We start from the raw sequence: 26,054 nt of genomic DNA, 5'->3' as shown, positions 1-26,054 counted from the left end.
GCAACATTCATGGCTATATAAAACACTTCGGGTTTGTTCTCGAAGTGTTTTTATTGCTGATTACTGATCAGAATTAATATTCACTATTTTTGGCATCAGACCTTAACTTTTATCTCTACATATCAAACTCTTGTTGACTTCTACTATGAGTAACTTTAAAGAAAAAGCCAAACCGATTTCAATTGTATTGATTGGTACACTTATTTTATCATTGATTGGCCTTTACAATGGTTATCCATTGGTCTATTCTGACACTGGAACATATATTTACAGTGGATTTGATGTGTTTGTACCCAATGACAGACCTGTAATGTATGGACTATTTCTGCGATTTTTCTCTTTCAAGACTTCAGCATGGTTTGTGATTTTCGTTCAGAACCTGATTACATCTTATGTTTTGTATGAACTGTTTAGGAGTTTATACAAAACTGATAGGTTGAAAAAGAGTTACTTATTGATTACTCTTTTTCTGGTCTTCTTTACAGGAATAGGATGGTATTCTAACCAGTTAATGCCTGATTTCTTTGCTCCGATTGCCATTATTTCACTTTACCTGTTTCTATCTGGAAGTTTGAAGGGCTCAATTGTTAGAAATGTGTTGGTCGGATTGATACTAACGGTTTCGTTGCTCGTTCACTTTTCTCATCTAATGATCGGAACGATAATGGTTGGTCTGGCTCTGATCGTGAAATTAACCAGAGGTAAGGAGATGATTCTTCTCTCTCTTAAGAACAGTGTATTTCTTTCATTATTAGTGTTATCCAGCTGGATTATTCTGCCTTTTATCAATTACTCAATTAGCGAAGAATTTGTTCTTTCTAAAGGATCCCATGTATTTTTACTGGCTAGTTTGAATGAGAAAGGACTTGTTAAGCCTTATCTCGACAAAAACTGCGATCAACCCTGGTTTGGAGGAAATACTCTTTGTGATTATAAAGAAGAGTTGCCCACAACTATCGATGGTTTTATTTGGAGTGGAGATGGCATTGTGTCTAAAACAAATGCCTGGGAAAAAGGAAAACAGGATTTTGATGAGGTTATTTATGGGATTCACAAGGATCCAGGATTATTAGTTCAAAGTATCTCAAAGTCTCTGATATATGGTGGAGTTCAGCTAACAAGGAATAAAATAGGTGAAGGTCTCTCAGCTTACGGTCAAGGAAGTGCTCCGTATGGACAAATTCACTGGCGATTTAGAGAAGAGCTGAATGATTATTTAAATTCCAAACAAAACAAGTTTAATGGTCAAGCTCTACAATTTGACTTTCTCAATAAAGTTAATGTGCTCGTCCTTTTTATATCACTGGCAATATTGGTTCTTTATTCCTTAAATCCTGACAAGAAAAGACAAACAGCCTTTTTAGTGCTATTTCTTTTGGTCGGAATAGTTGTCAACTCAATGGTTACTGCCGGACTCAGTGCTCCCTATGATCGTTATCAGGCGAGAGTAGTATGGATGCTGCCTCTTTTGATTTTAATCATGCTTGATAAAAAAGAAATTAGCATCAAGCTATAACTCAAAGAGACTTAAAAAAAGAAAGCCCCTCGAAATTCGAGAGGCTTTACCAGCATGATATAAAAAAGTTCTTAGTTTACTGAATCTGCTAACTCAGCACCTGCTTTGAACTTCACAACATTTTTTGCAGGAATTTGAATTTCTTTACCCGTTTGTGGGTTACGTCCAGTTCTTGCACTTCTCTCAGAAATTGAGAAAGAACCAAAACCTACTAGTGATAGACGATCACCTTTTTTTAGGGTTTTAGTAGTTGTGTCAATAAAAGCGTCAAGAGCTTTTTTAGCGTCTGCTTTTGTGATTCCAGCACCTTCTGAAATCGAGTCGATTAATTCTGCTTTGTTCATTTTGAATTAAAATTAGGATTAAACAATAAATTAATTTCAAATCGCTATCAAATTTATGGGAATAGCCAAGCTACACAAGGGTTTAGACGAAAAACAGGCTTTTTTGTTAATAAATCGGGTGGTTTGTTAATAACTGCGCTTAAAATCAACCCCATTGCGGGTTTTAGCTCATTTTGGAGGCCAATTTTCTGATTCAACATAGTTTCTATCCTTATTGAAAAATTCAGGTGCCTGTATACTTATCACTTTGAGCGGAGTTTTGGAGAGAGTCTTGACTGCATGAATAATATTGGGCGGAATGGCAATTATATCGCCAGCTTTAACTTCTTTTAGTTCATCACCTAATAACATGGTTCCGTATCCTTCAATCACGTACACATGTTCAACATGGTTACCGTGGTGGTGAGGTTTTACTTCATTCTTCACCCAAATTACGAATGAGCTCACCTCTTCGCTTGTATGGACTTTTTGAACATGGATGTTATCGTATTCTTCATTTGGAACGATATCAGCTGCATTTTGCCAAAACTGTCCAACCCCAAGTTTGACAATAACTAATAATAGTGCAGTAATGAATAACTGTTTCATATCAATTGAGTTTTAGGTATTCTTTATCGTGTAACCCGCGGAGGAAATCATTCGCTCTCATGCGTTTCTTTCCTTCCATTTGTAGTTCCTTTATTATAATAGGTATGGTTCCGGTTCCAACGATGAATTGATCGTTTTCGGTCAGAACCACACCAGGGTCGAGCTTTTTGTGACCATCAGCCGGTTCTGACTGGTAGAGCTTCAATGTTTTCTCTCTATCGCCTATACCTGATATTTTCGTCCAGGCAGTGGGGTATGGACTCAATCCGCGTATTTTGTTGTGAATCGTTTCAGCATCTTGACTCCAATCTATTTGGCAGTCCGGCTTGAATATTTTTGGAGCTTTTCTGGGTTCGCCATCTATTTTAACATCGCTTTGCGGAGTGGGTTGAAGGTTGCCATCAACATAGCGGTCAACAGTTTCAATAAGCAGCTTTGCTCCGGCTTTCATGAGCTTATCGTGCAGGGAGCCTGCATTGTCCTCAGGGGTTATTGCTACTTCCTTCTGTAAAAGGATATTTCCGGTGTCAATCTCGTGTTTGAGTAAAAACGTTGTAACACCGCTGTATTTTTCACCATTCATGACGGCCCAGTTGATTGGAGCTGCACCACGATATTGTGGAAGGAGTGAGGCATGTACGTTGATGGTTCCCATGGATGGCATGTTCCAAACAACTTCAGGTAACATTCTGAAAGCTACTACGACTTGTAAATCGGCACTGAGAGCTTTCAGGTCTTTTATAAAGTCTTCGTCTTTCAGGTTTTTTGGCTGTAGGACAGGGATCTCGTTATCCAAGGCAAACTGCTTGACAGGTGACGCTTTGAGCTTGTGTCCGCGACCTGCGGGTTTATCGGGCATTGTGACGACTCCCACAACTTCGTGATCTGACCGATGAAGTGCTTCTAATGATTCAACTGCAAAATCTGGTGTTCCCAGGAAAACGATACGTAGCGACTTGCTCATATTCGATTGTTTTGCACAAAGGTGGTGATTTTGGGCTAATCATCTTCCCATCCGTCCCAGTAAGATAGAAAATCGTCAAGTTCTCTGCGTTCCTTTTTCGTTGGTCTGCCGGTTCCTTTATCGCGGTCAAACTGAACACGTGTTTGAATGACCTGTAGCTTCTCTTTTTCCTCTGGTGGAGTAATATCTTCGATGTAGTCGGGTACGAGCTTTGCGCCAACACGCTTTTTCAGCAACTCAAGTACGCGGTAGCGAAACCAAACTCCGCGCTTTTTCACATCAACTTCATCACCTATTGAGATTTCTTTAGCGGGTTTTACGACTTCGCCTTCCATCTTTACCTTGTTATTCTTACAGGCTTTGGTGGCAATTGATCGTGTTTTGAAAATTCGCGTGCTCCACAGAAACTTATCGACTCGTACTCCTGCCATTCTTTTTTGTGTTTAAACTCTAAAGTATAACAATCACTCAAGTGTCAAAAGTCAATTATGAATATTTCTGTGACTTTATTTTCACAATATATGAAAGTGTTGATTGCTAGATGGTAAAGATTGTTTCTATAGTTAAAGCTAAATAGTAGAAAAGAATAAAATGATGGATTAAGTTTATGACTGTGAGAATTTTACTTCTCATTAGTTAAACATTAATAGTCCTGTGAGAATTCAAAAAACCCTGCATTTTTGCGGGGTTTTTTATTTCTTTTTCAATCTAAAGTTATTCGTTTCAACCTCTTCAATGGTTTGTTCATCGATCAATAGCCTGAGGTTTTCCAGTAATGAATCCTTTCCGATGTTAGGATAAGCCTGCTCGGCTTCTTCGAGCGTGAAGGTTTTATGAAGTTTCACGTATTCATTCAGGTTAGCATAAGCGATGCTCCCTTTTTTCTTTTTGATGCAGTAGTCACAAATGCCACACTCTTCGGTACGGTTCTGACCGAAATAATTGAGCAGTATTACAGATCTACAGGTTTCTTTGTTGCTCACAAAGTTTTCCATTGATTTGAGGCGCTTTTGTGCCCTTTCTTTCAGATCGCTGTACGTTTCGGGTTGTAAGCGGAATGAGGAAGTGGGAATGCGTTCTCGCGTGTAAGTGACAATTCCACTTTCGCTCTGTTCAGTGTAATCGACTATCTCCAGCTTTTTGAGGTAATTGAGTCCGGCTACCACTTCGTAACGAGTCGATTTGAGTTTTTGCGAAATACGCGATTCAAAAACAGAGATAAAATCATCGAAGTACCCTTCATAGGATCTCAGGATTGTATCGATGAGTGGCGCCATTTTAGGTGTTCGCAATTTGAAATCGTAAAGTGTTCGGTTATCGACCAGGAACATAAAGCGGGAAGTGTAAAAACCTGATTCGTTATAGCTGATGAGTCCTTCGCGCTGAAGTATTTTCAATGCGCTAAAAACCACGAGCGGTTGTAAATCAAAATTGCGGGAAAACTTTTGAATATCGAGTTCGTGTGAAGTTTCAAACCCGCCACCTTCAGCAATTTGAAAGTAGTTTCCCATGGCCTGGTAAATACGTTTGATCTCGCTGATGGGAGGGAAGCTCAACTCAAACCTGCGTTGCAGCTCATCAAAATCGCTTTTGTGAAAAAGCGTAATCGCAAAAGACTTTTCGCCATCTCTTCCAGCTCTTCCTGCTTCCTGGAAGTAAGATTCTAAGTTATCAGGCAAATCGAGGTGAAAAACGGTGCGCACATCGGGTTTGTCGATTCCCATCCCAAATGCATTGGTAGCACAAATCACTCGTGTTTTTCCCTTAATCCAGTCTTGCTGAATTTTTTGCCGGTCATCACTTCTCAAACCAGCGTGGTAGTAATTAGCACTTATTCCCTGCCTGTTGAGCCAGTCTGAATATTCCCGTGTTTTCCTGCGCGATTTGAAGTAGATGACAGAAGAACCCGGATTTTTTTGGAGTGCTTTTAACAGGAGCGGATCTTTCTTTTCTGTCTCGGTGATAAAATAGGAGAGGTTTTTACGAGCAAAATCACCTTTGATGATGTTCGGTTGTTCAAAATTCAGCCGTTCCTGGATATCATCTGCCACTTCAGGTGTTGCGGTTGCGGTCAGAGCCAGAACCGGTACATCAGGCAGCAGCTCCCTTATCGATGCTATCTCCAAATAGCTGGGCCTAAAGTCGTATCCCCATTGAGATATACAGTGCGCTTCGTCAATAGCCAGGAGTTTGACATCCATTCTTTTGAGTCGCTCCGTGAAAAGGTCTGTTTTGAGTCGCTCCGGAGAGGCAAAAATGAACTGGTATTTGCCGTGAACTGCGTTGTCGAGAACAATATCGAGCTGACGATAGTTGAGCTCTGAAGTGAGAGCAATAGCTGATATCCCTTTATTCTTGAGACCTGCAACCTGATCGTGCATCAGTGCGATGAGTGGAGAAATAACAACGGTTACACCGCCAAGTGCAATTCCCGGAACCTGGTAGCAAATCGATTTACCGCCACCGGTAGGAAGTAGCGCTAACGTGTCTTTCCCTTCGAGGACGCTCTCAATAATGGGGCGTTGCATGGCTCTGAACGAGTCAAAACCCCAGTACTTATTCAATATGCTTAATGGACTTTCCATTGTGAAAAGGCCAAATTACGAGAACGAGCCGAATTGCTCAACGATTACCGTTTTTCTTTTCCGCGCAGCACAGCGTCTTTATCGATTCCGCTGATTACTTCTGTTTGAATTCCGTCACTCAATCCAAGTTGAACAGGTGTGCGCTCAAACATTTGTGAATCCTGCTGAACATAAACGTAAGCTTTCCCTTCTTTATATTCCACAACTGATTCACTAATTGAGAGCACATCTTTGCGCTCGGCAAGTGTGATTGAAGCATTGGCAGAATATCCTGCTCTGATGAAAGTTGAATCATCCTGTAATACTTCAGCTTTGATCTTAAACTGGATTGCTCCGTTTTTATCTTCTCCTTTTGGCGAAATATGTTCGAGTTTGGCATCAAGTGTCTTGTTTTGAAGGGCACCTATTTTGAGGGAAATATCCATTCCTTCCTGAACTTTTCCCACTTCAGCTTCATCCAGAAATCCCTCGAAGATCATTTCGCCCATATCAGCAACTGAGGCAATGGTTGTTCCTTCGTTAAAAGTGTTGGCTTCAATAACCTGGAAGCCGCGTTCTACGGGAACGTCTAATACCATTCCTGAAATAGTGGAGCGCACAATTGTATTTGAGGCTTCCTGAGAAGAGCTATTAATACCTTTTTGAATGATAGACAGGTTGTCTTTTGCGGCTTGCAATTCGAGTTGGGCATTGTCGTACGCGATTTCTATGGGTTGGAAATCTGCTTTTGAAATTACGCCCTGATCGTAGAGTTGCTGGTTGCGATCAAAATCCTGTTTGGCATTGTTGAGCTGAATCTTTGCTTGTTTAACGCGGTTTTGTGCATTGTTGAGATTCACCATGTCAGGAATGATCTTGATGCGTGCTATGCGATCGTTTTCAGATACTCTGTCACCGGGTTCAACGTAGAGTTCATCGATGATTCCAGATACCACAGGCTTGATCAAAATCTCATTGCGCGGAGTAACTGAGCCGGCTGCCACGGTTTGTTGTTTGATGGTTCTGATCGTTGGCTTTACCGTTTCGTAAACTGTTGCAGGCTCCTGGTTTTTGTTGTAGAGGTAAAAAAGGGTGTATCCAAAACCTCCTAAAACTGCGAGTAACAAGATGGTGCGAATTGCTGTCTTCATATTTATTCAGTTCTTAATGCTTCAATTGGTTTAATTCTAACTGCTCGCGATGCGGGCATGATTCCGGCAAACACTCCCGAAATGATCAAAATCAAAAGTGCTGTAATGGCGATTGTAAAGTCGACTTCAGGGTTAGCGAAAAACTTGTGTTGAATGAGTTGGCTCGTTTGTTCCAGCAGGAAAACACCGGCTATAAATCCGAGGATACCGGCTATAGTGGTCAGAACCATGGATTCTAAAATGATTTGCTGAATGATGTTTAAAGGTGTTGCTCCCATTGCTCTGCGAACGCCAATTTCCTTTGTGCGCTCTTTTACGATGACGAGCATGATGTTGGAAATACCGATTACCCCTGCCAGTAAAGTAAGCGTTCCAACTGTCCACGAGAGAATTTGAATTCCGGAAAACATGTTGAGGAAACGTGTCATTTCGCGTTCCATGTTCCAGGCTCCAATTGCTCTTACATCACCCGGATGTACACTATGTGCTTTTTTCAGAACCTGTTTTGCTTTTTCTTCTACCGATGTTGCTGAAACGCCATCATCTCCTGTAAGTACGAACCAACCGACTTCATTGCCTTTATTGAAAGTGCGCTGAAAAGTTGTGAAAGGAATGTAAATACTGCGGTCTTCATTTTCGGCTCTATCACCACTGAGTGACGATTTGAACTGCCCGATGACTTTAAAGTAAACATCATTGATCTCGATGTACTTGTCGAGAGGATCTTCACCTTTTTCAAATAGTTCATCTGCAACAATATCACCAACTACACACACCTTTCGGTAATCAGTCATGTCGCGTTCATTGAGGAAGCGACCTTTAGGGATTTGAAGCAGTTTTACATCTTTAGCCTCAGGTGTGTAGCCGTTGATCTCAAAAGCACCGATTTTATCTCCTCGCGATACGTTGTTAGCTCCACGCCATCCGCCAAGTTGCAAACCGGGAGAGATGAGGTTGATATCAGGAACCTGAGTTCTTAGCAGTTCGATATCGTCATTTGTAAATTGAATTCTGCGACCTTCCTGATAGCCGGCATAAGGTTTACTTGTGAACATCGACCACATGAAAACACTGTTGGCTACTCTGCCCGAAAACATTTGAAGTGTTCCGTTTTTGAGTCCCTGTCCGGCACCAAGCATGATGATGAGCATGAGAATTCCCCAGCTTACACCAAAGGCGGTCAGAGCCGTGCGAAGCTTGTTTCGCGACAATGTAGCGTATATTTCGTTCCACTGGTCTCTGTCAAACATTACTCATCTCTTAGTGCAACAATGGGTTTTACTTTAGCTGCGTTCATGGCAGGGAATAAGCCGGCAATTCCGCCAGCTATCACCAATAATATTACGGCCCAAATAGCGGCTTGAAAATTCACTTCAGGATTTTGGAACATAGGAGCCTGAACAACTGAAGACAAATACTCCAGTAACGCAACTCCGCTGATTAAACCGATGTAACCGGCAATGGATGTAATTATCACCGATTCCATCAGAACCAAAATCACAATGGAAAATGGTGTAGCGCCTAATGCTTTTCGTATTCCAATTTCTTTTGTGCGTTCTTTCACTACAATCATCATGATGTTGCTCACACCAATAACACCAGCTATTACAGTCATAATCCCGATCACCCAAATGAAAAGGCTGATGCCGGTGAAAATACTCGTAATCATTTGGTATTCCTCTGCAAGGTTTCTCACGCGTAGTGCACGTGTATCTGTGGGGTCGAAGAGTAGTTTCTTTGAAAAGTAATCGGTTACGCGCTCTGTCATGGAATTGACTTCTTCGAGAGAAGCATCACCGGTTGAGAAGATGATGCGCTGGAGTTGGTTCTGACCGTTATAAATTTTTTGAGCCACATTAACAGGCACGTAAACGGTATTCTCCTCGCCTGATGACCCTTCATCGGTGAAGACACCAATCACTTTGAACATTGTTCCAGCCATTTGGAGATTTTCTCCTACAGGATTTGGCCTGGTAGGAAAGAGTTCCTGTTGAACTTTTCTTCCAATAACAATAACCTTGCGCTCGTCATCGAGGTCTTTTTGGTTGATGTATCTGCCACTTTCCACAATCGTGTTTTCCAGGAATTTGTGATCAGGATGGACAGAGCGAAGCGAAAATGATCCACTGTATTTCTCTGAGGAAACCTGCTCACTCCATCTCATGAATCGGCCGGTAATGTGCTCTACACCGTCAATATTGTTTTTGATGTACTCGTAATCTTCGTTCTTGAAAACGATATTCCGATTGGGCTGCATGCCCTTGTATGCTTTGGAGGTACTTCCGGGAGTAATGAATACAGAATTGACCGCATCATCTTTAAAGTCTTTTTCTACACCGTTTTGTAAACCCTTACCCGAACCGAGTAAAATAATAAGCATGAAAATTCCCCACGCCACGCTGAATCCCGTGAGAAAAGTACGCAACTTGTTTGTGCGTATGGTTTGTGCTATTTCAGCAAAGCTGTCGCGGTCAAACATTTTGTTCTATTCTACCATCTTTTAAACGAATAATACGATCAGTCATTTCAGCAATGTCATTTTCGTGGGTCACGATAACTACAGTATTACCCTGACTGTGAATTTCCTTGAGCATGTCCATCACGCTGTGTGACGTAGTTGTATCGAGTGCTCCAGTAGGCTCATCAGCCAATATAACCTTAGGATTCGTGATGAGCGCCCTGGCTATTGCAACACGTTGTTTTTGTCCGCCCGAAAGTTCATTTGGCAAATGGTGAGCCCATTCTTTTAATCCTACTTTTTCGAGGTACTCCATCGCCTTTTGATTTCGTTTTTTGCGCGAAACCTTTTGGTAATAGAGTGGGAGAGCCACGTTTTCAAGAGCAGACTTAAAACTTACAAGGTTGAACGATTGAAAAATAAACCCGATAAAATGATTGCGGTATTTTGCTGCTTTTGTTTCGTTCAGATCCTTGATGAGCATGTCATCGAGCAGGTACTTCCCAGTGTCGTAATTATCCAAAATTCCGAGAATATTCAAAAGCGTGGATTTCCCACTACCTGATGAACCCATAATAGAAACCAGCTCGCCTTCTTTGATGTGCAAATCAATTCCTTTAAGGACCTTGAGTGAGTTCGCTCCAGTCTTGTAAGACTTTTCGATATTCTCGAGTTTAATCATAGCAGCAAAAATAGCTTTTGAAATATTACTGGGAACACATTTTTTGTCGGGCGGGAACCTGACGTGACAAGTGGCTTTATCGGTTTAATTGACTGTAAATGTAGCACTGATAGGGCGGTGATCTGAGAAACTCACAGAATGAGTTTGGAATTTCTCAAATTGAATAGAGTGACTACCGTAAATATAGTCGATACGCATACTGGGTATTGAGCCAAAACCTTCATAGGTTAAACCAAAACCGTTTCCAGCTTCTAAAAATGCGTCTTTCATGAGTTGACTTACCTGTTGAGTATTGAACGTGAATGGAGTCTCATTAAAGTCTCCGGCTATGATCATAGGGTAGGGACTATCACTCATGTGAAGTAGCAATTCATCTACTTCTTTAGTTCTTTTCTCCGTAGCTAGAATCAGCTTTTTCAAAATCGACTTTCCACCTTCTAAATTTTCATTGTTTGGCTTTTTGGATACATCTTTCAAAAACTCATAATCGCGATTATTAAAACCGAGTGACCTCAGGTGAACATTGTAAATTCGAATAGTTTTATTACCGATTTTCACATCACTGAAAGTCGCATTTGCTTTAGAGTTTTCCTGATCAGATCGCGGGACCACAACTCCCGATTTTATAATAGGATGTTTTGATAATGTAGAAAGCCCAAAGAAGTATTTCGGGTTCTTATCTTTCGTTTCCTGATATTCAAAGTAAGTATTTGTCGCATTGAGTCGTTTAGGCACCAGTTGGTAATTCTGAGTGTTTTCACCTTTTTGACCGTGATAAAACTCCTGTAAAAGATAAACATCAGCATCTTGACGGCTGAGAAAGTTCATGATGCTATCCCGCGTTTTGAGACTGTCCTTCCAACTGTATTTATTGAATAGCCTAACATTGTAGCTCAGCACTTTAACTTCATTAGAGTTGCCTGTTACGCGCACTTCATCTTTATTGTAAGCGTAGATTTCGAGCGGCTTTGGTAGAGTTCCTAAAATCGCTGCAAGCGGTAATATGGCTAGGAAAGGCTTGAAAAATAGAGCGAGTAGTATTATTGCCAAATTAGCAAAAAGCAAATAAGGATAGAGCAACCCCATAACCTTGAACTCAGGCAGGAACTGCAAATCCACTTTAGCAGATAGATGAGAAAGTAGGAGCATAAGAGCCAGAACAATGCTGACAATTAAAAAAATGGCGATAATTACTTTACGCATAACCGCAAAGTTAACGTTTGCTCATCTTAAAAAGGAAATCTTTTTCTTCAGAAGTTAAACTATCATAACCCGAGTGTGATATTTTATCGAGTATATCGTCTATTCTTTTCTGTACCTGATCATCGCTCATAGATGAACGGTCAGAGCCTTTTGAAGCCGATGCTTTGCGTTTCCCGGCCGACTTCTTTTTCGTGTTTTTGTGCACGACTTTCATCTTTGGTTTGGGTTGTAGGACTTTCCAGATGTTTTCAAAAAAGTCGATAATTGGATCGGTGATTTCTTTTCCGTTGCGCAATTGCATTCCGTAAAGCAGCCCAAAACCGGCTCCGCCAACATGCGCTATTTTACCTCCTGTATTGGCGTTGAGATCGAGAATTGTCGATAAAATGAATCCAACGAGAGCCAGATACTTTAACTTGACGTTTCCAAAGAAAAGCAGTCTCAACTGGAAGTCAGGAAGTAGGGTAGCGGCACCTATCATTACAGATAAAACTCCGCCAGATGCACCAATTAAAAAGCTCGACTGTGGAATAATCGAAGGAAAAACCGATGCGAGCACATAGAGTACCCCGCCAGCTAGGCCACCAAAAATATAGAGGATGAGTACACGGTTCTGACCGTAAATATCAGCTAAAATGCGGCCGAGCCAATAGAGCCACAGCATGTTGAAGAGAAAATGGAAAAAACCCTCATGTACAAACATGTATGTAAAGTATGTCCAAATATGAAGGATCGAATTCAGGATTCCGGCCGGTAAACCTATAGCTCGCAAAATAGTCTCATCAGTTGCCGGAGAGGCAATAGCTAAGGCTATGTTGAGCACCAAAAAAACAGCCGCGTTGATCAATATCAACTTTGATAAGTGATTGCGACCGTAAAGGACTTTCTTTAAATCTTCAACGATGAAATTATTTGTCATACGAATAAATCAGTGTTATTCTAACCCTCTTTTGTATTTAACTTTATCTGGTGCTTCGTAAGGATCGAGTTCAATTATTTTACCATCTTTTTCAATAATCAAAGGGCTGTTAATCTGCCGTTTGTATTTCACAAGTCTTTCGTAAGCGAGTTCAAGACCCTTTACAATTTTGTCTCTTTCTATTTTTAGTTCTTTAGCTGTACTCATTCAATTGTTTTTTTATTTCATTCCAAATAGCAGTATTATATACATCCAGTTGATTAGATCCACCTTCAGCAATTATCTCTTGTTTTTTATTTGAATTATTAATGAATACCCAGCTATCAACTGTTTCTTCATAAAAATCAAAAAAGTTGGCAATTCCGTTTTTGTAGCGTCTTTTGATAACGTTTACCGGAATATCATGTCCTCCTTCTTTAACTCTTTGTTTCACGCGGCTAATTGCCAGCTCAGGAGATGATAACCAAAAAAAGATACAGGTTGTTTCATATCCTTCATCTTTAGCTCTCTCAATAATATTAAAATAACTCTTTGTAGCTAAAGTAGACTCAAAGGAAAAGCTTTTTCCAGCATCAATAAAGCTTTTAATCTTTTTGAGCATAATCCTACCAGCCTCAATCTTTGCTTTATCAGGATTAAAAGGAGATAACCCTCTCGCTATTTCATCAGCATTTATAAACTCTTCACAATCGAGAATATCAGGTAAAATAGTGTAAGATGCAGTTGTTTTACCTGCTCCGTTACATCCTCCTATTATGTAGAGTTTTTTCATTTATATCAATAACTTGATAAGTCTAATAATAATCGTTATAAGAGTTATTTTGGTTTCGGTTTTGCCAAATTTTAATCAAAATATAACCAAATAGCATTCCGCCAAGGTGAGCAAAGTGCGCTACATTATCGCCCGGACTATTCATTAAACCAGATACAAATTCGATTAAGCCGTAGCCAATTACAAAGTACTTGGCTTTAATCGGTATAGGCAGAAATATGAGGAATAGCCTAACATTAGGGAACATCATTCCAAATGCCAGCAGTAATCCAAACAACGAACCTGATGCTCCAACCACATTTGGTAAATTGAGAAAATGCAAGCGATATTCATTTATAAATGCGTAAGCCTTTTTTACGTCCGCTTCAGATCCTGCACCATCGGCAACGCTTTGCAAACTTGCCTGAGCATTGCGAAACATATCGTACATGTTTCCGTGAAATTGCTTGCTGATTTCAAACTTGTGTTCGGCAAGTAAGGCTCTGAGTGTGTCTGATGAAGGATTATTCAAAAACTGATCGATTAAGCTAATAACCGGAGCAATATCAGTGAAGTAAAGGATCACATAATGCAAGAATGCTGCACCAATTCCTGTAATGACGTAGTAGGTGAGAAATCGTTTAGATCCCCATGTGTTTTCAATGGCGCTACCAAACATCCAAACAGCAAACATGTTGAAGAAAATATGCGAGAAACTACCGTGCATAAACATATATGTAATCACCTGATAGATCTCGAATTTTTGAGAACCAATCCAATGTAAGCCAAGCATATCGTTGAGTCTGATACCAAATGATGATTGCAACATCATCGTGGCCAGGAACATGAGTCCGTTTATAATCAATAAATTCTTAACTACCGGAGGCAGCATCTGAAAGCCTCCAACTCTGTGTTGGTTCATCAATTAAATAGTTTGTCAAATTCTTTAATCGTAAAAGTATGAATAATAGGTCGGCCACCCGGTGTGGTGTAGGGGTTTGAACAGGCAAAAAGCTCTTCGATCAAAACCAACATCTCGTCACGAGATAATTCCTTACCACCTATAATGGCAGTTCGCTGCGCTAGTGAGCGCGCAAAAGCTTCCTGTTTATCTAACTTTAATTCCTGTAAGTTGTTCTTGTAGTTCTCTAAAACAGTCTCCAATAATTCTTGTGGGTCCTGGTTGACAGCATAATCAGGCATTCCCTGAACAACAAATGTAGTTTTCCCAAATCCCGATAATTCAAACCCGAGCATTTTCAATTCATCGCTCAATTCTTCAACCAATGTAGCATCCTGAGCTGAGAACTGAACTTGTTGCGGAAATAAGGATTGCTGCGAGCTGGCCGGATTATTCGCTAGAAACTCAGTGAAACGCTCAAAAAGAATTCGTTCATGAGCTCTCGACTGGTGAATCAAAACCGCGCCAGACTTGATCGTTGATAAAATATATTTTTTGTGAAGTTGAATACACGGCATTTTGTGTTGCTCTTTTTCTTCAACTTCAAAAGACTGTTGTTGTGTTTCTTCTGGAGTTTCATCTTCCTGATCGAGGTGTTGAGCCGTCCATTTTGCCATTTCTGGATTCGCCCGAAAGAGCTTTTCGTAATTCTCTCGTTGCATCGCCTTTGATGCTTCAGAACCACTGAATTTTTTTCGGTCAGAGCCTGGTTTACCGCCAAACTGTTTGTTTTCCTCAAACGGATTGTAGCTCGTATCTACCTTAATCTGTGGTGGCGTAACCGGTTTATTTGAGGAGGGACCATCAAAACTGGTTTCCTGTTCAAAATCAATCGTTGGCGTTATATTGTACTGCCCGATTGCCTGCCTTACTGAGCTGCTCACAATCGCGTAAATAGCCCGTTCATCTTCGAATTTTATTTCAGTCTTAGTCGGGTGGATGTTGACATCGATAAAGTCTGGCTCAACCTGAAGTTCGATGAAATAGGAAGGATGATAACCTTTTGGAATCAGCTCCTCCATCGCCTCACTGATAGCGTGATGCAAGTAGTGCGATTTGATGAAACGTCCGTTGACAAAGAAAAACTGCTCACCTCTGGTTTTGCGGGCAGACTCCGGTTTACCAACAAATCCGCGCAAGTCCAAAATATTCGTTTTTTGTTCAACAGGAACCAGTCGCTCTCTGAATTTTTTACCGAACACAGCTACAACTCGCTGCCTGAAAGAACCCGGATCTAAGTGGAACAATTCGTTGTCATTGTGATGAAATGTAAACTTGATATGCGGATTTGGCAATGCAACACGCTCAAATTCATCGATGATATGTCGCAACTCAACCTGATCGCTTTTTAGGAACTTTCTACGAGCTGGAACATTGTAAAACAGGTTTTTAACAGCTATTGATGTTCCGTTTTTGGTTTGAGTGGGTTCTTGTTTTTTAACTTCAGATCCCTCGACTAAAACCTGAGAACCGAGGTCGTTACTGCGCTCTTTCGTTTTGATCTCTACATGTGAAATCGATGCGATTGAAGCCAGAGCCTCACCGCGGAATCCCATTGTTTTGATAGAAAAAAGATCATCTGAACTGCGAATTTTAGATGTAGCATGACGTTCCAGCGCCATTCTCGCATCTTCGTCACTCATTCCGCTACCGTTGTCGATTACGCGAATGAGTGTTTTACCCGCATCTTTAACGATGAGGTCAATCTCAGTTGCATCAGCATCTACAGCATTTTCAAGTAGTTCTTTTACTACGGATGCGGGTCTTTGAATAACTTCACCCGCGGCTATTTGGTTGGCAATGTTATCGGGTAACAGTTGAACGATATTCGCCATTCTGATTGTTTCTCAGTTTAGTGTTAAAATGGTAGTTGGAAATCTGTGTAAATGAAAAGGTAAAAGAGGAGTAGAAGTACTCCGGCAATGAGCGCAACTCTCAAATTAGACTTCTTGTTGGCTTTTTTACGGCTCTGACCGTGACCCCATTGAGATTTAATCTTTGATCTGAGATCACTGGCATCAGCAGCTTTGCCTTCTTTTTCCAACGCTACCTGCTTTTCAATTTGAGCTACGCGTGCATCGAGAGCTTCTTTCTCAGCATCATAGTAACGCGGCTTAAAGCCAAAGCCGCGCGGTTTATTTTGTTTGAAAATCGTATATCGCATACTGATGGCCAAAAATACAAAATGATTTTGTGACTATATACGTGGTTATGCACATCGAGTGTTGGGGAAATTCATGAATTGGTTCATTTTTTGTGAATTTGGAATGGCTAAATTCGCAACGTTAATTTCAATTAAATCTATGAATAAGCTATATCTGTCGATAACACTTGTGCTTGCGTTTTTTGCTGTCTCTTTTCACGACTGGCAAAAAGTACATATTGACCCTGATTTTGAAACTGCAAAATCTCCCTGGGCAGATAGTGTACTCGATGCGCTTACGCTAGAGGAAAAGATAGGTCAGCTATTCATGGTTGCAGCTTATTCTAACAAAGGTGAGCCGCACGCTGAAGAGATCGATGAGCTTATTGAAAAACACAACATTGGCGGACTCATCTTTTTTCAGGGAACTCCTATCAAACAAGCTAAACTGACGAATCGCTACCAAAAGAAGTCAACTATTCCATTGCTCATCGGGATGGACGCAGAGTGGGGACTTTCGATGCGTTTGGATTCTGCAATGCGCTTTCCAAGGAGCATGATGGTTTCGGCAGCTGATGATGACTCACTCGCGACAGAACTGGGACGGGCAATGGCACAACAACTCAAGCGAATTGGGGTACATGTAAATTTTGCTCCGGTTGTTGATGTCAATAACAATCCTAATAATCCCGTAATCAATTCCAGATCGTTTGGTGAAGATAAACTGAGAGTAGTTAGAATGGGAAAAGCACTTTCAAAAGGCTTACAGAATGAAGGTGTTATTGCTGTTGCCAAACATTTCCCGGGGCATGGTGATACGAAAACAGATAGCCACAAGGAATTACCAAATTTACCATTCGATCGAAACCGATTAGAAAGTCTCGAGTTATTTCCGTTTCAGGAATTGATCGATCAAGGAGTAGGTGGTGTCATGGTTGCTCACTTGAATGTTCCGGCCTTAGTTGACCAACCTAATGTTCCCACAACATTGAGTAAAAGTGTTGTGACAGATTTACTCAAAAAAGAACTCAACTTCAACGGCCTCATTTTTACTGATGCTCTCAACATGAAGGGCGTTACTGATGGTCGTGACGGAGCAGATGTCGCTCTTGAAGCATTTTTGGCCGGTAATGATGTGTTGCTTTTCCCCACAGAAATTCCTTCTGCGATTAAGGCGATAAAAAATGAAGTGAAACGAAATGATTCGCTCGAAAAGGATTTGAATGAACGGGTTCTGAAAATACTGAAAGCCAAAGAATGGACAGGCGCTACAAAATTTGACTCTATCAATTTAAAGAATATCGGTCAGAGCCTCAACCAGCCGAATCACGTTCAACTAAATCGAGACCTTAACGCCAAAGCGCAAACTCTGGTTCACAACAATGGAGATATTTTGCCTTTTGGAAGGTTAGACTCTCTCAACATAGCAAATCTTTATTTTGGTGAAAACGATCGTTTTGCTTTTCAGGATGAGTTGCAACTGTACGGAAACATCAAAACCGTTTACAGCAACAAAAAACCGACTTCATTTGAGCGCAAATTGATTCGGGAAGAGCTCGAAAATGTTGATGTGGTAATTGCATCGCTACACAATACAAGGCTATATCCAACAGGTAATTTTGGAATCACGAATGAATCGCTCTCTTTCATTAAAGAACTGGCAAAAGAAAAAGAGGTGATACTCGTTCACTTTGGAAATCCATATGCTTTGCGCAATTACGATGCTTTGGATTCGCTATCGGCAATTCTGGTGAGTTATGAGGAGAGTGAGTTTGCTCAGCATTATGCAGCTGAAGCTCTTTTTGGAGCAATTCCGGTTTCAGGGAAGCTGCCGGTTACGATCAATCAGCATTACATTGCCGGAAGCGGATCACGAACAAACAAGGTGAAGAGGTTTTCCTATTCAGAACCACAAACAGCCGGCTTGAATCCGCAGGTTCTGACCAGAATTGATTCGATAGCTCAGCACGGTATTGTTGAGCAGGCGTATCCCGGTTGTCAGATTTTAGTAGCCAGAAAAGGGAAAGTCGTTTACCACAAGGCGATGGGTAGGCATACCTATGAAGACAATGCTAAACACGTGGCTCTGACAGATATTTACGATCTTGCTTCAATTACGAAAATAGCCGCTACAGTGAGTTCTCTGATGATTTTGAATGATAGAGGAGAGCTCAATGTGAACAATACACTTGGAGATTTTATTCCGGAGTTTGTAAAAGGGACAGAGTACGAAAACCTCAAAATCAAAGATATATTGACTCACCATGCTGGATTGATTTCCTGGATTCCATTTTACAAAAACACACTGTCAAATGGTGTTCCCCGATATGATGTTTACTCTGTTGGTCAAAGTGAGTTGTATCCGCACCGGGTAGCTGAGAATTTTTACATTGAAAAATCATATCCTGACTCTATCATCAAACGAATTGTGGAAACACCGCTCAAGAAGAACCAGGATTATCTTTACAGTGATTTGGGGTATTATTTCATGCAACGAATTATTCAAAAAGTGACTGGTCAATCGCTTGATGAGTTTGCAACTGAAAATATCTACAAGCCAATCGGAATGGGAACTACACGTTATTTACCACGAGAGCATTTTGATTTGGATAGAATTGTTCCCACGGAATACGATGTTTATTTCAGGCAACAACTCATTCACGGTGATGTGCACGATCCGGGAGCAGCGATGTTAGGCGGTGTTGGCGGACATGCAGGCTTGTTCAGCAATGCCAATGATCTGGCCAAGTTGATGCAAACTTTTTTGAACAAAGGAAGCTACGGAGGCGTAAATATATTTTCTGATTCTGTTATCGAGAAGTACACGGAGTGCTTGTTTTGTGAAGACCCTGAAGTGAAAAACAGGAGAGGAATCGGTTTTGACAAGCCTGTGAGAGATGACGATGGCGGACCTACTTGCCAGTGCGTTAGCTATGCGAGTTTTGGTCACACAGGTTTTACGGGAACAATGGCCTGGGCAGATCCCGAACAGGATATTGTTTACGTGTTTTTGTCGAATCGGATTTATCCTTCAGCAGCTAATAAAAAGCTGATTACGATGGATATCAGAACAGATATAATGCAGGTTATTTACGACTCAATCGAGTATTGATTTTTGATATTATGAACATTGGAATTGTTTGTTATCCCACATACGGAGGTAGTGGAGTAGTCGCTACAGAACTAGGAAATGCACTTGCCAAAGAAGGCCACAAAGTGCATTTTATCACTTATAGTCAGCCCGTTAGATTAGATATCTTAGAAGAGAATATTTACTACCATGAAGTGAATGTTGAGGATTATCCTCTTTTTCATTACCAACCTTATGAACTCGCGTTGGCGAGTAAAATGGTGGATACAGTCAAAAATGAAAAATTGGATATTCTACATGTGCATTATGCTATTCCGCACGCTTTTGCTGCATACATGGCAAAAAAGATTCTGATTGATGCCGGAATCAATGTGCCGGTTATCACCACTCTTCACGGAACAGATATTACACTTGTTGGTAAAAATCCGAGTTACAAGCCGGCTGTGAAGTTCAGTATTCAGCACAGCGACTATGTAACGAGCGTGTCAGAACACCTCAAGGAAGAGACAATTGAGTTCTTTGATTGCTCAACACCTATTGAGGTAATTCCGAATTTCATCGATTTAAAGCTCTATCAGAACCGCAAGAATTGTGAAAAAGCGAGACTGGCTGAAGAAGGACAAATGCTCATCACACATATTTCAAATTTCAGGAAAGTAAAGCGTGTTCACGATGTTGTTCGAATTTTCAAAGGAATTCACGATCAGATCCCGGCTCGACTGGTTTTGGTAGGTGACGGCCCCGAGCGTTCTAAAACAATTGATGAAGCGAGAGAACTCGGTTTGGGAAGAGACGTGATATACCTCGGAAAAACGAAAGAGGTTGAGCGTGTTTTATGCATGAGCGATCTGTTTTTACTTCCATCTGAAACTGAAAGCTTTGGTTTGGCAGCACTTGAAGCGATGGCTGCTAAAGTACCGGTTATTTCATCGAATACTGGCGGTTTACCGGAAGTGAACATTGACGGCAAAAGCGGTTACACAAGCTCTGTAGGAGACGTAGAGTCAATGATCGCTAACAGTCTTTCGGTTCTGACCGATAAAAACGAACATCAAAAGTTCAAGCAAGGTGCTTATGAAGTGGCACAAACATTTGATATTCAAAAGATATTACCCCGTTACGAAGAGCTCTACGAGAGAGCTATGAGAGAATCTAGTTCGAAAGGCGTCCAAACTTAAACGCAGCAGATTTTGGTATTTTACCTCCAGAGCCGTGTATGATTTTCACTAGAGAATCTCCTGAAGTGCGGTATAGAATCTCTTTAGGGAATTGGTATTCTGGATTGTGAAAGATGATTGACGTATCACTCTTTTTCTTGATTGTAAAAAAATAAGGCTCAATATTTTTATCATTAATGAGTTCCAGGGTCAAGCCATCTTTATTGTAGATTTTAGAAAGCCACATGACTGAAGTGTCATTACCATTTGAGTATTTTACTTCACCGTAAATTGTGTCGTTTCGTAACTTCCAGGACTCCATTTGCGATGTATTATTGAAATCGCGTTCCCAATCGCCAGTGAGCCAACTCAATTCATTGAGATCATGAGTGGAACACGCTGAAAGGAGTAGTGTAGCGAAAAGCGAGCAAACAATAACCTTGGGAATGAAATGTTTTAGTTGTGGCATTGAAATTGTGATGCTTAAATTTGTAATCGAAAAATTCAAAAGTGATGAAAAATATCTTTACAATCTTATTAGTAGCTTCTTTTTTTGGAATGATAAGCACATCATGCTCTAAATGTTACGATTGCAGCAGATCAGTAGTGATTGAAGATTCACAGGGAAATCCAATCGATACTACAAACTCCAATGAAGAAGTGTGTACTGCTGATCAGGATGAAATTGACAACCGTGAAGATGAGGGGTATAGCTGTTCTTAACCTCCTGCTTGCTTGGCGTTGTAGCCTTCTTTTTGGAGAACCTCCAACACTTTGTTGCGCATTTCGCCCTGAATAATGATTTCACCATCTTTTGCGGAGCCACCGGTTCCGCATTTTGTTTTGATCGTTTTTGCCAGGTCTTTTAAATCATCTTCAGATCCGATAAACCCTTTTACCACAACCGCGGTTTTTCCTCCACGACCTTTTTTTTCAATTCTTACTTTCAGGTTTTGCTCCTCAGGTGGAAGGGTTTCTTCCACACCATCATCTTCGTAGTCGTATTCGTAATCGGGGTTTGTCGAATAGACAACATCAACTCGTTTTTTCTTATTCTTTTTGCTCATATCATCAAAAGTAAAACAATAAAAAAACCGCTCAAAAAGCGGTTTTTTCACAATGTAAGATGAGTGCGATTAGTTTTGTTCCTGCGGTTCACCGTTGTCTCCGAGCTCGTCAAAACTAACCTCAGTGAATTGGTTTTCAAATTTGTCGTTAAGGCGTTCGTTTTGTTCCTGCTTCAATTCAATGATTTTTTGGAAGGAATCGCTGAGTGCATCACTAAACTTTTCAAAATCTTCCTTGTAGAGAAAAATTTTGTGTTTCTTGTAATGAACAGATCCGTCTTCATTGAATTTTCGCTTACTTTCAGTAATCGTCAAAAAGTAATCATTTCCTTTTGTTGAACGCACATCAAAAAAGTATGTGCGCTTGCCCGCTCTCACTCTTTTAGCGTAAATCTCTTCTTGTTCAAAATCCTTGTTGTCTTCCATGGTCCGTTTAGCTTAAAATCACTTCAATAATAGAGATTTCAAATGTATTGAAAAAAGACCTTTGGAAAAAAATGGAATTAAGCCTCTTGTTCTTCAAGCAATTGTTGCTCGTGCAAGTCGCTGTAAACACCCTTTTTAGAGAGTAGTTCAGCATGATTACCACGTTCAACAATTTTGCCATCATCCAGCACTATAATTTGATCACAGTGCTTCACAGATGACACTCTGTGAGAGATAATTACTGAAGAACGCCCCTTCATAATGCGCTTTAAATTCGTCAAGATTCGTTCTTCGGTTTGAGTATCAACAGCTGAAAGACAATCATCAAAAATGAGGATCTTCGGTTTTTTGATCAGAGCCCGGGCGATTGATAGTCGTTGTTTTTGACCGCCCGATAACGTGATACCGCGTTCTCCCAGTTCAGTTTGAAAACCTTTTGGAAACTCAGTAATATTGTGATAAACCTGAGCATCTTTAGTAGCCTGTTCAACTGCTTTTAAATTGTCTTTGGTCAGATCCAAACCAAAAGCAACATTGTTTTCTATTGTATCAGAAAAGAGGAAAACCTCTTGTGGAACATAGCCGATTGATCTTCTCAACTGGTTGAGGTTGAATTCCCTAATCGGTTTGTTGTCAACTCTGATTTCGCCCTGGGTAGGATCGAATAATCGACCAATAAGGTTTGCAATTGTCGTTTTGCCGGAACCCGTTCGCCCGATTACAGCCAGAGATTCACCGGCTTTGATCGAGAAATTAACGCCTTTTAGAGCTTCAATTCCACTGTCTGGATAGACAAAATGGACATCTTTAAATTCGATATTTCCTTCAATTGGGGTATCGGTGTGAATGTGGTTCTTGATTTCCGGTTCTGACTGTAAAAATTCGTTGATGCGTTCCTGAGATGCCGCAGCTCTTTGAGTAAGAGATGTTACCCAACCCAAAGCAGCAACAGGCCAGGTGAGCATGTTAACATAAATCACAAATTCGGCAATGTTACCGGTCGTGATTTCACCTGAAATGGCGAGTTCTCCACCGATGTAAATCGTTAGGATCGTACTCAGCCCGATTAGCAAAATCATCAACGGCTGAAATAGAGCGTTTACTTTTACCAGTTCAAGGTTCTTATTTTTATACGTTTCAGTTTCTTCCAAAAAGGCTTTTTCGCGTTCCATGTTGATGTTGTAGGCTTTCAAAACCCGAATACCCGAAAATGCTTCCTGAACGAAAGTTGAAATATTGGAAAGCTGTCTTTGAACTTTTTCACTCTTAATGTTGATGATGTTACTCACGTAGTAAATCGAAATGCTGAGAAGTGGAAGAGGAGTGAGGACGTAGAGCGTAAGCTTTGCGTTTACTGAAATCATTGTGCTGATGACAAGAACAAAAAGAACAATTAGGTTGAGCGTGTACATAATAGCCGGACCCAAATACATTCTTACCTTACTGACGTCTTCACTGATGCGGTTCATCAAATCACCGGTGTTATTGCGCTTGTAAAAAGCCAAACTCAAATCCTGGTAGTGTTTGAAAACCTCATTCTTGAGATCGTACTCGATGAGCCTGGACATCACGATGATCGTTTGACGAGTAAAAAAGAGGAATAATCCGTTCATTAAAGCCATCAACAAGACGAAGCCACCAAAAAGCAGTAGCATTTTACTCAATACCGCATAAAAATCGGCATGGAAGTACGTACCATTCAAAACCTGATACTGAACAATAGTCTCTTTAACAATGTCAAAAGCGTAGCGGATAATTTGGGCTGGAAAGATTTTGAAGACGTTTGAAATGGCGATGAATAAAATTCCCAGTAACAGTCGCCACTTGTATTTTACTAAATATTTATTGAGGTATCGAAGTGATTTCATTCAGTTGAGTACTTTCCTACATTCATTAACAAATCCCGAGAAAAACGCTACATTTGCCGTCCCAAATAACGGGGCAAATGTATAGTAAATTTCGTCTCTGAATATTAACGTTCTAATACAATAAACATGGATGTGAATACAGTTTCACTGGCCGATAAAACACAAAACCCTGTAATCCAGGAAATGTTTCAAATGGGACATGAACAAGTAGTGTTTTGTCATGATGATGCAACCGGTTTAAAAGCGATAATTGGAATCCATAATACCACATTAGGTCCGGCACTTGGCGGTACCAGGATGTGGACTTACGACAACGAACTTCAAGCTATAAATGATGTTTTGCGCCTTTCGCGCGGTATGACTTACAAAAATGCTGTAAGCGGACTCAACCTGGGTGGAGGAAAAGCTGTGATAATCGGTGATTCCCGCACAATGAAAAACGAAGCGTTAATGAGACGCTTTGGTAAATTCGTTGATTCGCTAAGCGGAAAATACATCACTGCTGAGGATGTTGGAATGACAACTCAGGATATGGAATTTATCAGCAACGAAACAAAACACGTTGTGGGTATTCCAAAGGAATTGGGCGGAGCCGGTGATCCTTCTCCTGTTACTGCATACGGTGTTTATCTCGGGATGAAAGCCGCTGCTAAAGCCGCTTATGGATCTGACGATTTAGGAGGCAAAAAAATCACTGTTCAGGGAGCCGGTAATGTTGGTCGTTATTTGATCGACCATCTAATGAAAGAGAATGCTCAGGTTTCTATCGCAGATATTTTTGACGATAAAATCAAGCTGGTGACTGATAAACACTCTTCAGTAAATGTAATCGATTCTGATAAGGTTTACGAGAATGACATGGATATTTATGCTCCGTGTGCTTTGGGTGCAACGGTCAATGACGAGTCACTCAAAAAGCTGAACTGTAGCGTGATTGCCGGAGCTGCTAACAATCAGCTCGCTGATGAAAAGAAACACGGTGTGGCAGTGAAAGAAAGCGGAATTATTTACGCTCCTGATTACGTGATCAATGCTGGTGGCGTGATCAACTGTTATTCAGAACTCGAAGGCTATAACCGCGACAGAGCGATGAATAAATGCGAAACGATTTACGACACAACAACACGTATTTTTGAACTTGCCAACGAGCAAAATATCCCTACCTATGAAGCGGCTAATAAAATAGCTGAGCAAAGAATTGAGCAAATCGGAAAGATAAAAATGACCCGTTAATGCAAGAAGGGATGATTAACAGACGCTACCTGCGAGTCAAAGGATTACAGGCTATTTACGCATTTGAAAGCGACAATGCTGATATGACTGTTGGTGAAAAAAACATGATCACCAGCATCAACAAAATCTACGACCTGTATCTCTATGTTCTCGAACTCACGAATGAAGTTGCTGAGAAAGCGCGTAGGAACATTGAACAGAATAAAGAAAAACGACTGGCAACTGATGAGGATTTGAATCCTAACCTCAAGTTTATCAATAACCATATTGTTCAATTACTGGATAACAATGTTTTATTCAGAGCCGAGGTAGAAAAGAAAAAGATCAACTGGTCGCTTGAGTCTGACAACATCAAGAAGTTATGGCGTCAAATTCGCGAAAGTGATGAGTACATTGAATACATGGAAAAACCCGGTCAGTCTTTTGAGGAAGATCAGGAGTTCATGATCAAAATATTCAAGCGATACATCGCCAGTTTTGAAGTAATTCACGACTTTTTTGAAGACAAGAGCATCTACTGGACTGATGATCTGGCTCTGGTTATTTTGAATGTCATCAAGACGTTTAAAAACATGACGCCTGAAATGGGAGAGCACAGCAATTTTCTTCTTCCACTTTTCAAGGACAGAGATGACGATCTCAAATTTGTGAAAGAACTGTTCAAGCGAACAATTGTAAACAAAGAATCGCTATCTGATCGTATTGGCCAAAACACAACTAACTGGGAACTGGAGCGTATCGCAAAGCTAGATGTTGTACTCATGCGTATGGCATTGTGTGAATTACTTTACTTTCCAAGTATTCCCGTTAAAGTGACTTTTAATGAGTACATAGAATTAGCGAAAGATTACAGCACTCCAAAATCGAAAGTATTTATCAATGGAGTACTCGATAAACTGGTTGCTAAACTCAAAAAAAGTGGCGAAATTTCGAAAACAGGTAGAGGTCTAATCGAATAATTGAAAATT

The 26,054-nt window shown here is 40.6% G+C and carries 26 protein-coding genes; 6 read left to right on the top strand and 20 right to left on the bottom strand.

Annotated elements, in window-relative coordinates; translation table 11 throughout:
• Positions 1-145: 145 nt before the first annotated feature.
• The gene (locus tag F3059_RS06425) at positions 146-1,516 is read left to right on the top strand and encodes a hypothetical protein (RefSeq protein WP_151167383.1); all 1,371 of its coding nucleotides are present in this window, start codon (positions 146-148) and stop codon (positions 1,514-1,516) included.
• A 71-nt stretch (positions 1,517-1,587) separates the two neighbouring features.
• Here the strand turns inward: F3059_RS06425 and F3059_RS06420 are convergent, their stop codons facing one another.
• From F3059_RS06420 to F3059_RS06345, 16 genes are all read right to left on the bottom strand, one after another.
• A complete protein-coding gene (locus F3059_RS06420; protein WP_151167381.1) occupies positions 1,588-1,860 on the bottom strand; it encodes an HU family DNA-binding protein in 273 nt (90 codons plus the stop codon).
• Between the two features lie 168 nt (positions 1,861-2,028).
• A complete protein-coding gene (locus F3059_RS06415) occupies positions 2,029-2,448 on the bottom strand; it encodes a cupin domain-containing protein (RefSeq protein ID WP_151167379.1) in 420 nt (139 codons plus the stop codon).
• Position 2,449: 1 nt separating this feature from the next.
• A complete protein-coding gene (fmt, locus tag F3059_RS06410) occupies positions 2,450-3,412 on the bottom strand; it encodes a methionyl-tRNA formyltransferase (RefSeq protein WP_151167376.1) in 963 nt (320 codons plus the stop codon).
• Between the two features lie 35 nt (positions 3,413-3,447).
• Positions 3,448-3,843 (bottom strand): RNA-binding S4 domain-containing protein, encoded by a 396-nt coding sequence (locus F3059_RS06405; RefSeq protein ID WP_151167374.1) that lies wholly within the window; start codon positions 3,841-3,843, stop codon positions 3,448-3,450.
• A 261-nt stretch (positions 3,844-4,104) separates the two neighbouring features.
• Positions 4,105-5,997: a RecQ family ATP-dependent DNA helicase gene (locus F3059_RS06400; RefSeq protein ID WP_151167372.1), complete on the bottom strand. Its 1,893-nt coding sequence runs from the start codon at positions 5,995-5,997 to the stop codon at positions 4,105-4,107.
• Between the two features lie 44 nt (positions 5,998-6,041).
• On the bottom strand, positions 6,042-7,127 hold the full coding sequence (locus F3059_RS06395) for an efflux RND transporter periplasmic adaptor subunit (protein WP_151167370.1): 1,086 nt from the start codon (positions 7,125-7,127) through the stop codon (positions 6,042-6,044).
• A 2-nt stretch (positions 7,128-7,129) separates the two neighbouring features.
• A complete protein-coding gene (locus F3059_RS06390; protein ID WP_151167368.1) occupies positions 7,130-8,377 on the bottom strand; it encodes an ABC transporter permease in 1,248 nt (415 codons plus the stop codon).
• Complete coding sequence (locus F3059_RS06385; RefSeq protein ID WP_151167366.1) at positions 8,377-9,606, bottom strand: ABC transporter permease; 1,230 nt, start codon at positions 9,604-9,606, stop codon at positions 8,377-8,379. The genes F3059_RS06390 and F3059_RS06385 overlap by 1 nt, the downstream gene beginning before the upstream one ends.
• Complete coding sequence (locus tag F3059_RS06380) at positions 9,599-10,267, bottom strand: ABC transporter ATP-binding protein (RefSeq protein WP_151167363.1); 669 nt, start codon at positions 10,265-10,267, stop codon at positions 9,599-9,601. Before F3059_RS06380 ends, F3059_RS06385 begins: the two co-directional genes overlap by 8 nt.
• An 84-nt stretch (positions 10,268-10,351) precedes the next feature.
• Positions 10,352-11,470 carry an endonuclease/exonuclease/phosphatase family protein gene (locus F3059_RS06375; RefSeq protein ID WP_151167361.1) on the bottom strand — a complete coding sequence of 373 codons (1,119 nt, stop codon included), beginning with the start codon at positions 11,468-11,470 and terminating at the stop codon, positions 10,352-10,354.
• A 10-nt stretch (positions 11,471-11,480) separates the two neighbouring features.
• Positions 11,481-12,389 (bottom strand): rhomboid family protein, encoded by a 909-nt coding sequence (locus F3059_RS06370; protein ID WP_151167359.1) that lies wholly within the window; start codon positions 12,387-12,389, stop codon positions 11,481-11,483.
• Between the two features lie 15 nt (positions 12,390-12,404).
• Positions 12,405-12,596 carry a hypothetical protein gene (locus tag F3059_RS06365; protein WP_151167357.1) on the bottom strand — a complete coding sequence of 64 codons (192 nt, stop codon included), beginning with the start codon at positions 12,594-12,596 and terminating at the stop codon, positions 12,405-12,407.
• Positions 12,583-13,161, bottom strand: a complete 579-nt coding sequence (locus F3059_RS06360; RefSeq protein WP_151167355.1) for a zeta toxin family protein — start codon at positions 13,159-13,161, stop codon at positions 12,583-12,585. The genes F3059_RS06365 and F3059_RS06360 overlap by 14 nt, the downstream gene beginning before the upstream one ends.
• 22 nt (positions 13,162-13,183) lie before the next feature.
• Entirely contained in the window at positions 13,184-14,062 is an 879-nt protein-coding gene (locus F3059_RS06355; RefSeq protein ID WP_223274557.1) for a rhomboid family intramembrane serine protease, read from the bottom strand.
• Complete coding sequence (gene mutL, locus F3059_RS06350; RefSeq protein WP_151167353.1) at positions 14,062-15,936, bottom strand: DNA mismatch repair endonuclease MutL; 1,875 nt, start codon at positions 15,934-15,936, stop codon at positions 14,062-14,064. The genes F3059_RS06355 and mutL overlap by 1 nt, the downstream gene beginning before the upstream one ends.
• Positions 15,937-15,959: 23 nt before the next feature.
• Positions 15,960-16,265, bottom strand: a complete 306-nt coding sequence (locus F3059_RS06345; protein WP_151167351.1) for a hypothetical protein — start codon at positions 16,263-16,265, stop codon at positions 15,960-15,962.
• A gap of 139 nt (positions 16,266-16,404) precedes the next feature.
• Here F3059_RS06345 and F3059_RS06340 point away from each other — a divergent pair, with 139 nt between their 5' ends.
• Both F3059_RS06340 and bshA read left to right on the top strand, forming a co-directional pair.
• Positions 16,405-19,356: a glycoside hydrolase family 3 N-terminal domain-containing protein gene (locus tag F3059_RS06340; RefSeq protein WP_170265082.1), complete on the top strand. Its 2,952-nt coding sequence runs from the start codon at positions 16,405-16,407 to the stop codon at positions 19,354-19,356.
• Between the two features lie 11 nt (positions 19,357-19,367).
• The gene (bshA, locus tag F3059_RS06335) at positions 19,368-20,513 is read left to right on the top strand and encodes an N-acetyl-alpha-D-glucosaminyl L-malate synthase BshA (protein WP_151167347.1); all 1,146 of its coding nucleotides are present in this window, start codon (positions 19,368-19,370) and stop codon (positions 20,511-20,513) included.
• On the opposite strand, the gene F3059_RS06330 is transcribed toward bshA, so the two are convergent.
• Positions 20,488-20,961: a hypothetical protein gene (locus F3059_RS06330; RefSeq protein WP_151167344.1), complete on the bottom strand. Its 474-nt coding sequence runs from the start codon at positions 20,959-20,961 to the stop codon at positions 20,488-20,490. The two genes, bshA and F3059_RS06330, sit on opposite strands and share 26 nt — an antisense overlap.
• A 44-nt stretch (positions 20,962-21,005) precedes the next feature.
• Here F3059_RS06330 and F3059_RS06325 point away from each other — a divergent pair, with 44 nt between their 5' ends.
• Positions 21,006-21,215: a hypothetical protein gene (locus F3059_RS06325; protein ID WP_151167343.1), complete on the top strand. Its 210-nt coding sequence runs from the start codon at positions 21,006-21,008 to the stop codon at positions 21,213-21,215.
• Here F3059_RS06325 and F3059_RS06320 read toward each other — a convergent pair.
• The 3 genes from F3059_RS06320 to F3059_RS06310 all read right to left on the bottom strand — a co-directional run bounded on the left by F3059_RS06320 (position 21,212) and on the right by F3059_RS06310 (position 23,853).
• Complete coding sequence (locus F3059_RS06320) at positions 21,212-21,559, bottom strand: translation initiation factor (protein ID WP_151167341.1); 348 nt, start codon at positions 21,557-21,559, stop codon at positions 21,212-21,214. The two genes, F3059_RS06325 and F3059_RS06320, sit on opposite strands and share 4 nt — an antisense overlap.
• Before the next feature lie 69 nt (positions 21,560-21,628).
• On the bottom strand, positions 21,629-21,985 hold the full coding sequence (locus tag F3059_RS06315; RefSeq protein WP_151167339.1) for a DUF3276 family protein: 357 nt from the start codon (positions 21,983-21,985) through the stop codon (positions 21,629-21,631).
• A 77-nt stretch (positions 21,986-22,062) separates the two neighbouring features.
• Entirely contained in the window at positions 22,063-23,853 is a 1,791-nt protein-coding gene (locus tag F3059_RS06310; RefSeq protein WP_151167337.1) for an ABC transporter ATP-binding protein, read from the bottom strand.
• 126 nt (positions 23,854-23,979) lie between these two features.
• Here F3059_RS06310 and F3059_RS06305 point away from each other — a divergent pair, with 126 nt between their 5' ends.
• Both F3059_RS06305 and nusB read left to right on the top strand, forming a co-directional pair.
• Positions 23,980-25,086, top strand: coding sequence for a Glu/Leu/Phe/Val dehydrogenase dimerization domain-containing protein (locus F3059_RS06305; protein WP_151167335.1), 1,107 nt, complete (start codon positions 23,980-23,982; stop codon positions 25,084-25,086).
• Positions 25,086-26,045 (top strand): transcription antitermination factor NusB, encoded by a 960-nt coding sequence (gene nusB, locus F3059_RS06300; RefSeq protein WP_151167333.1) that lies wholly within the window; start codon positions 25,086-25,088, stop codon positions 26,043-26,045. Before F3059_RS06305 ends, nusB begins: the two co-directional genes overlap by 1 nt.
• Positions 26,046-26,054 lie beyond the last annotated feature (9 nt).

It is taken from the genome of Salibacter halophilus, from assembly GCF_008806325.1.
GTDB lineage: Bacteria > Bacteroidota > Bacteroidia > Flavobacteriales_G > Salibacteraceae > Salibacter > Salibacter halophilus.
The sequence above is the reverse complement of the archived record's forward strand: the minus strand, read 5'-3'. Positions and strand labels throughout refer to the sequence as shown.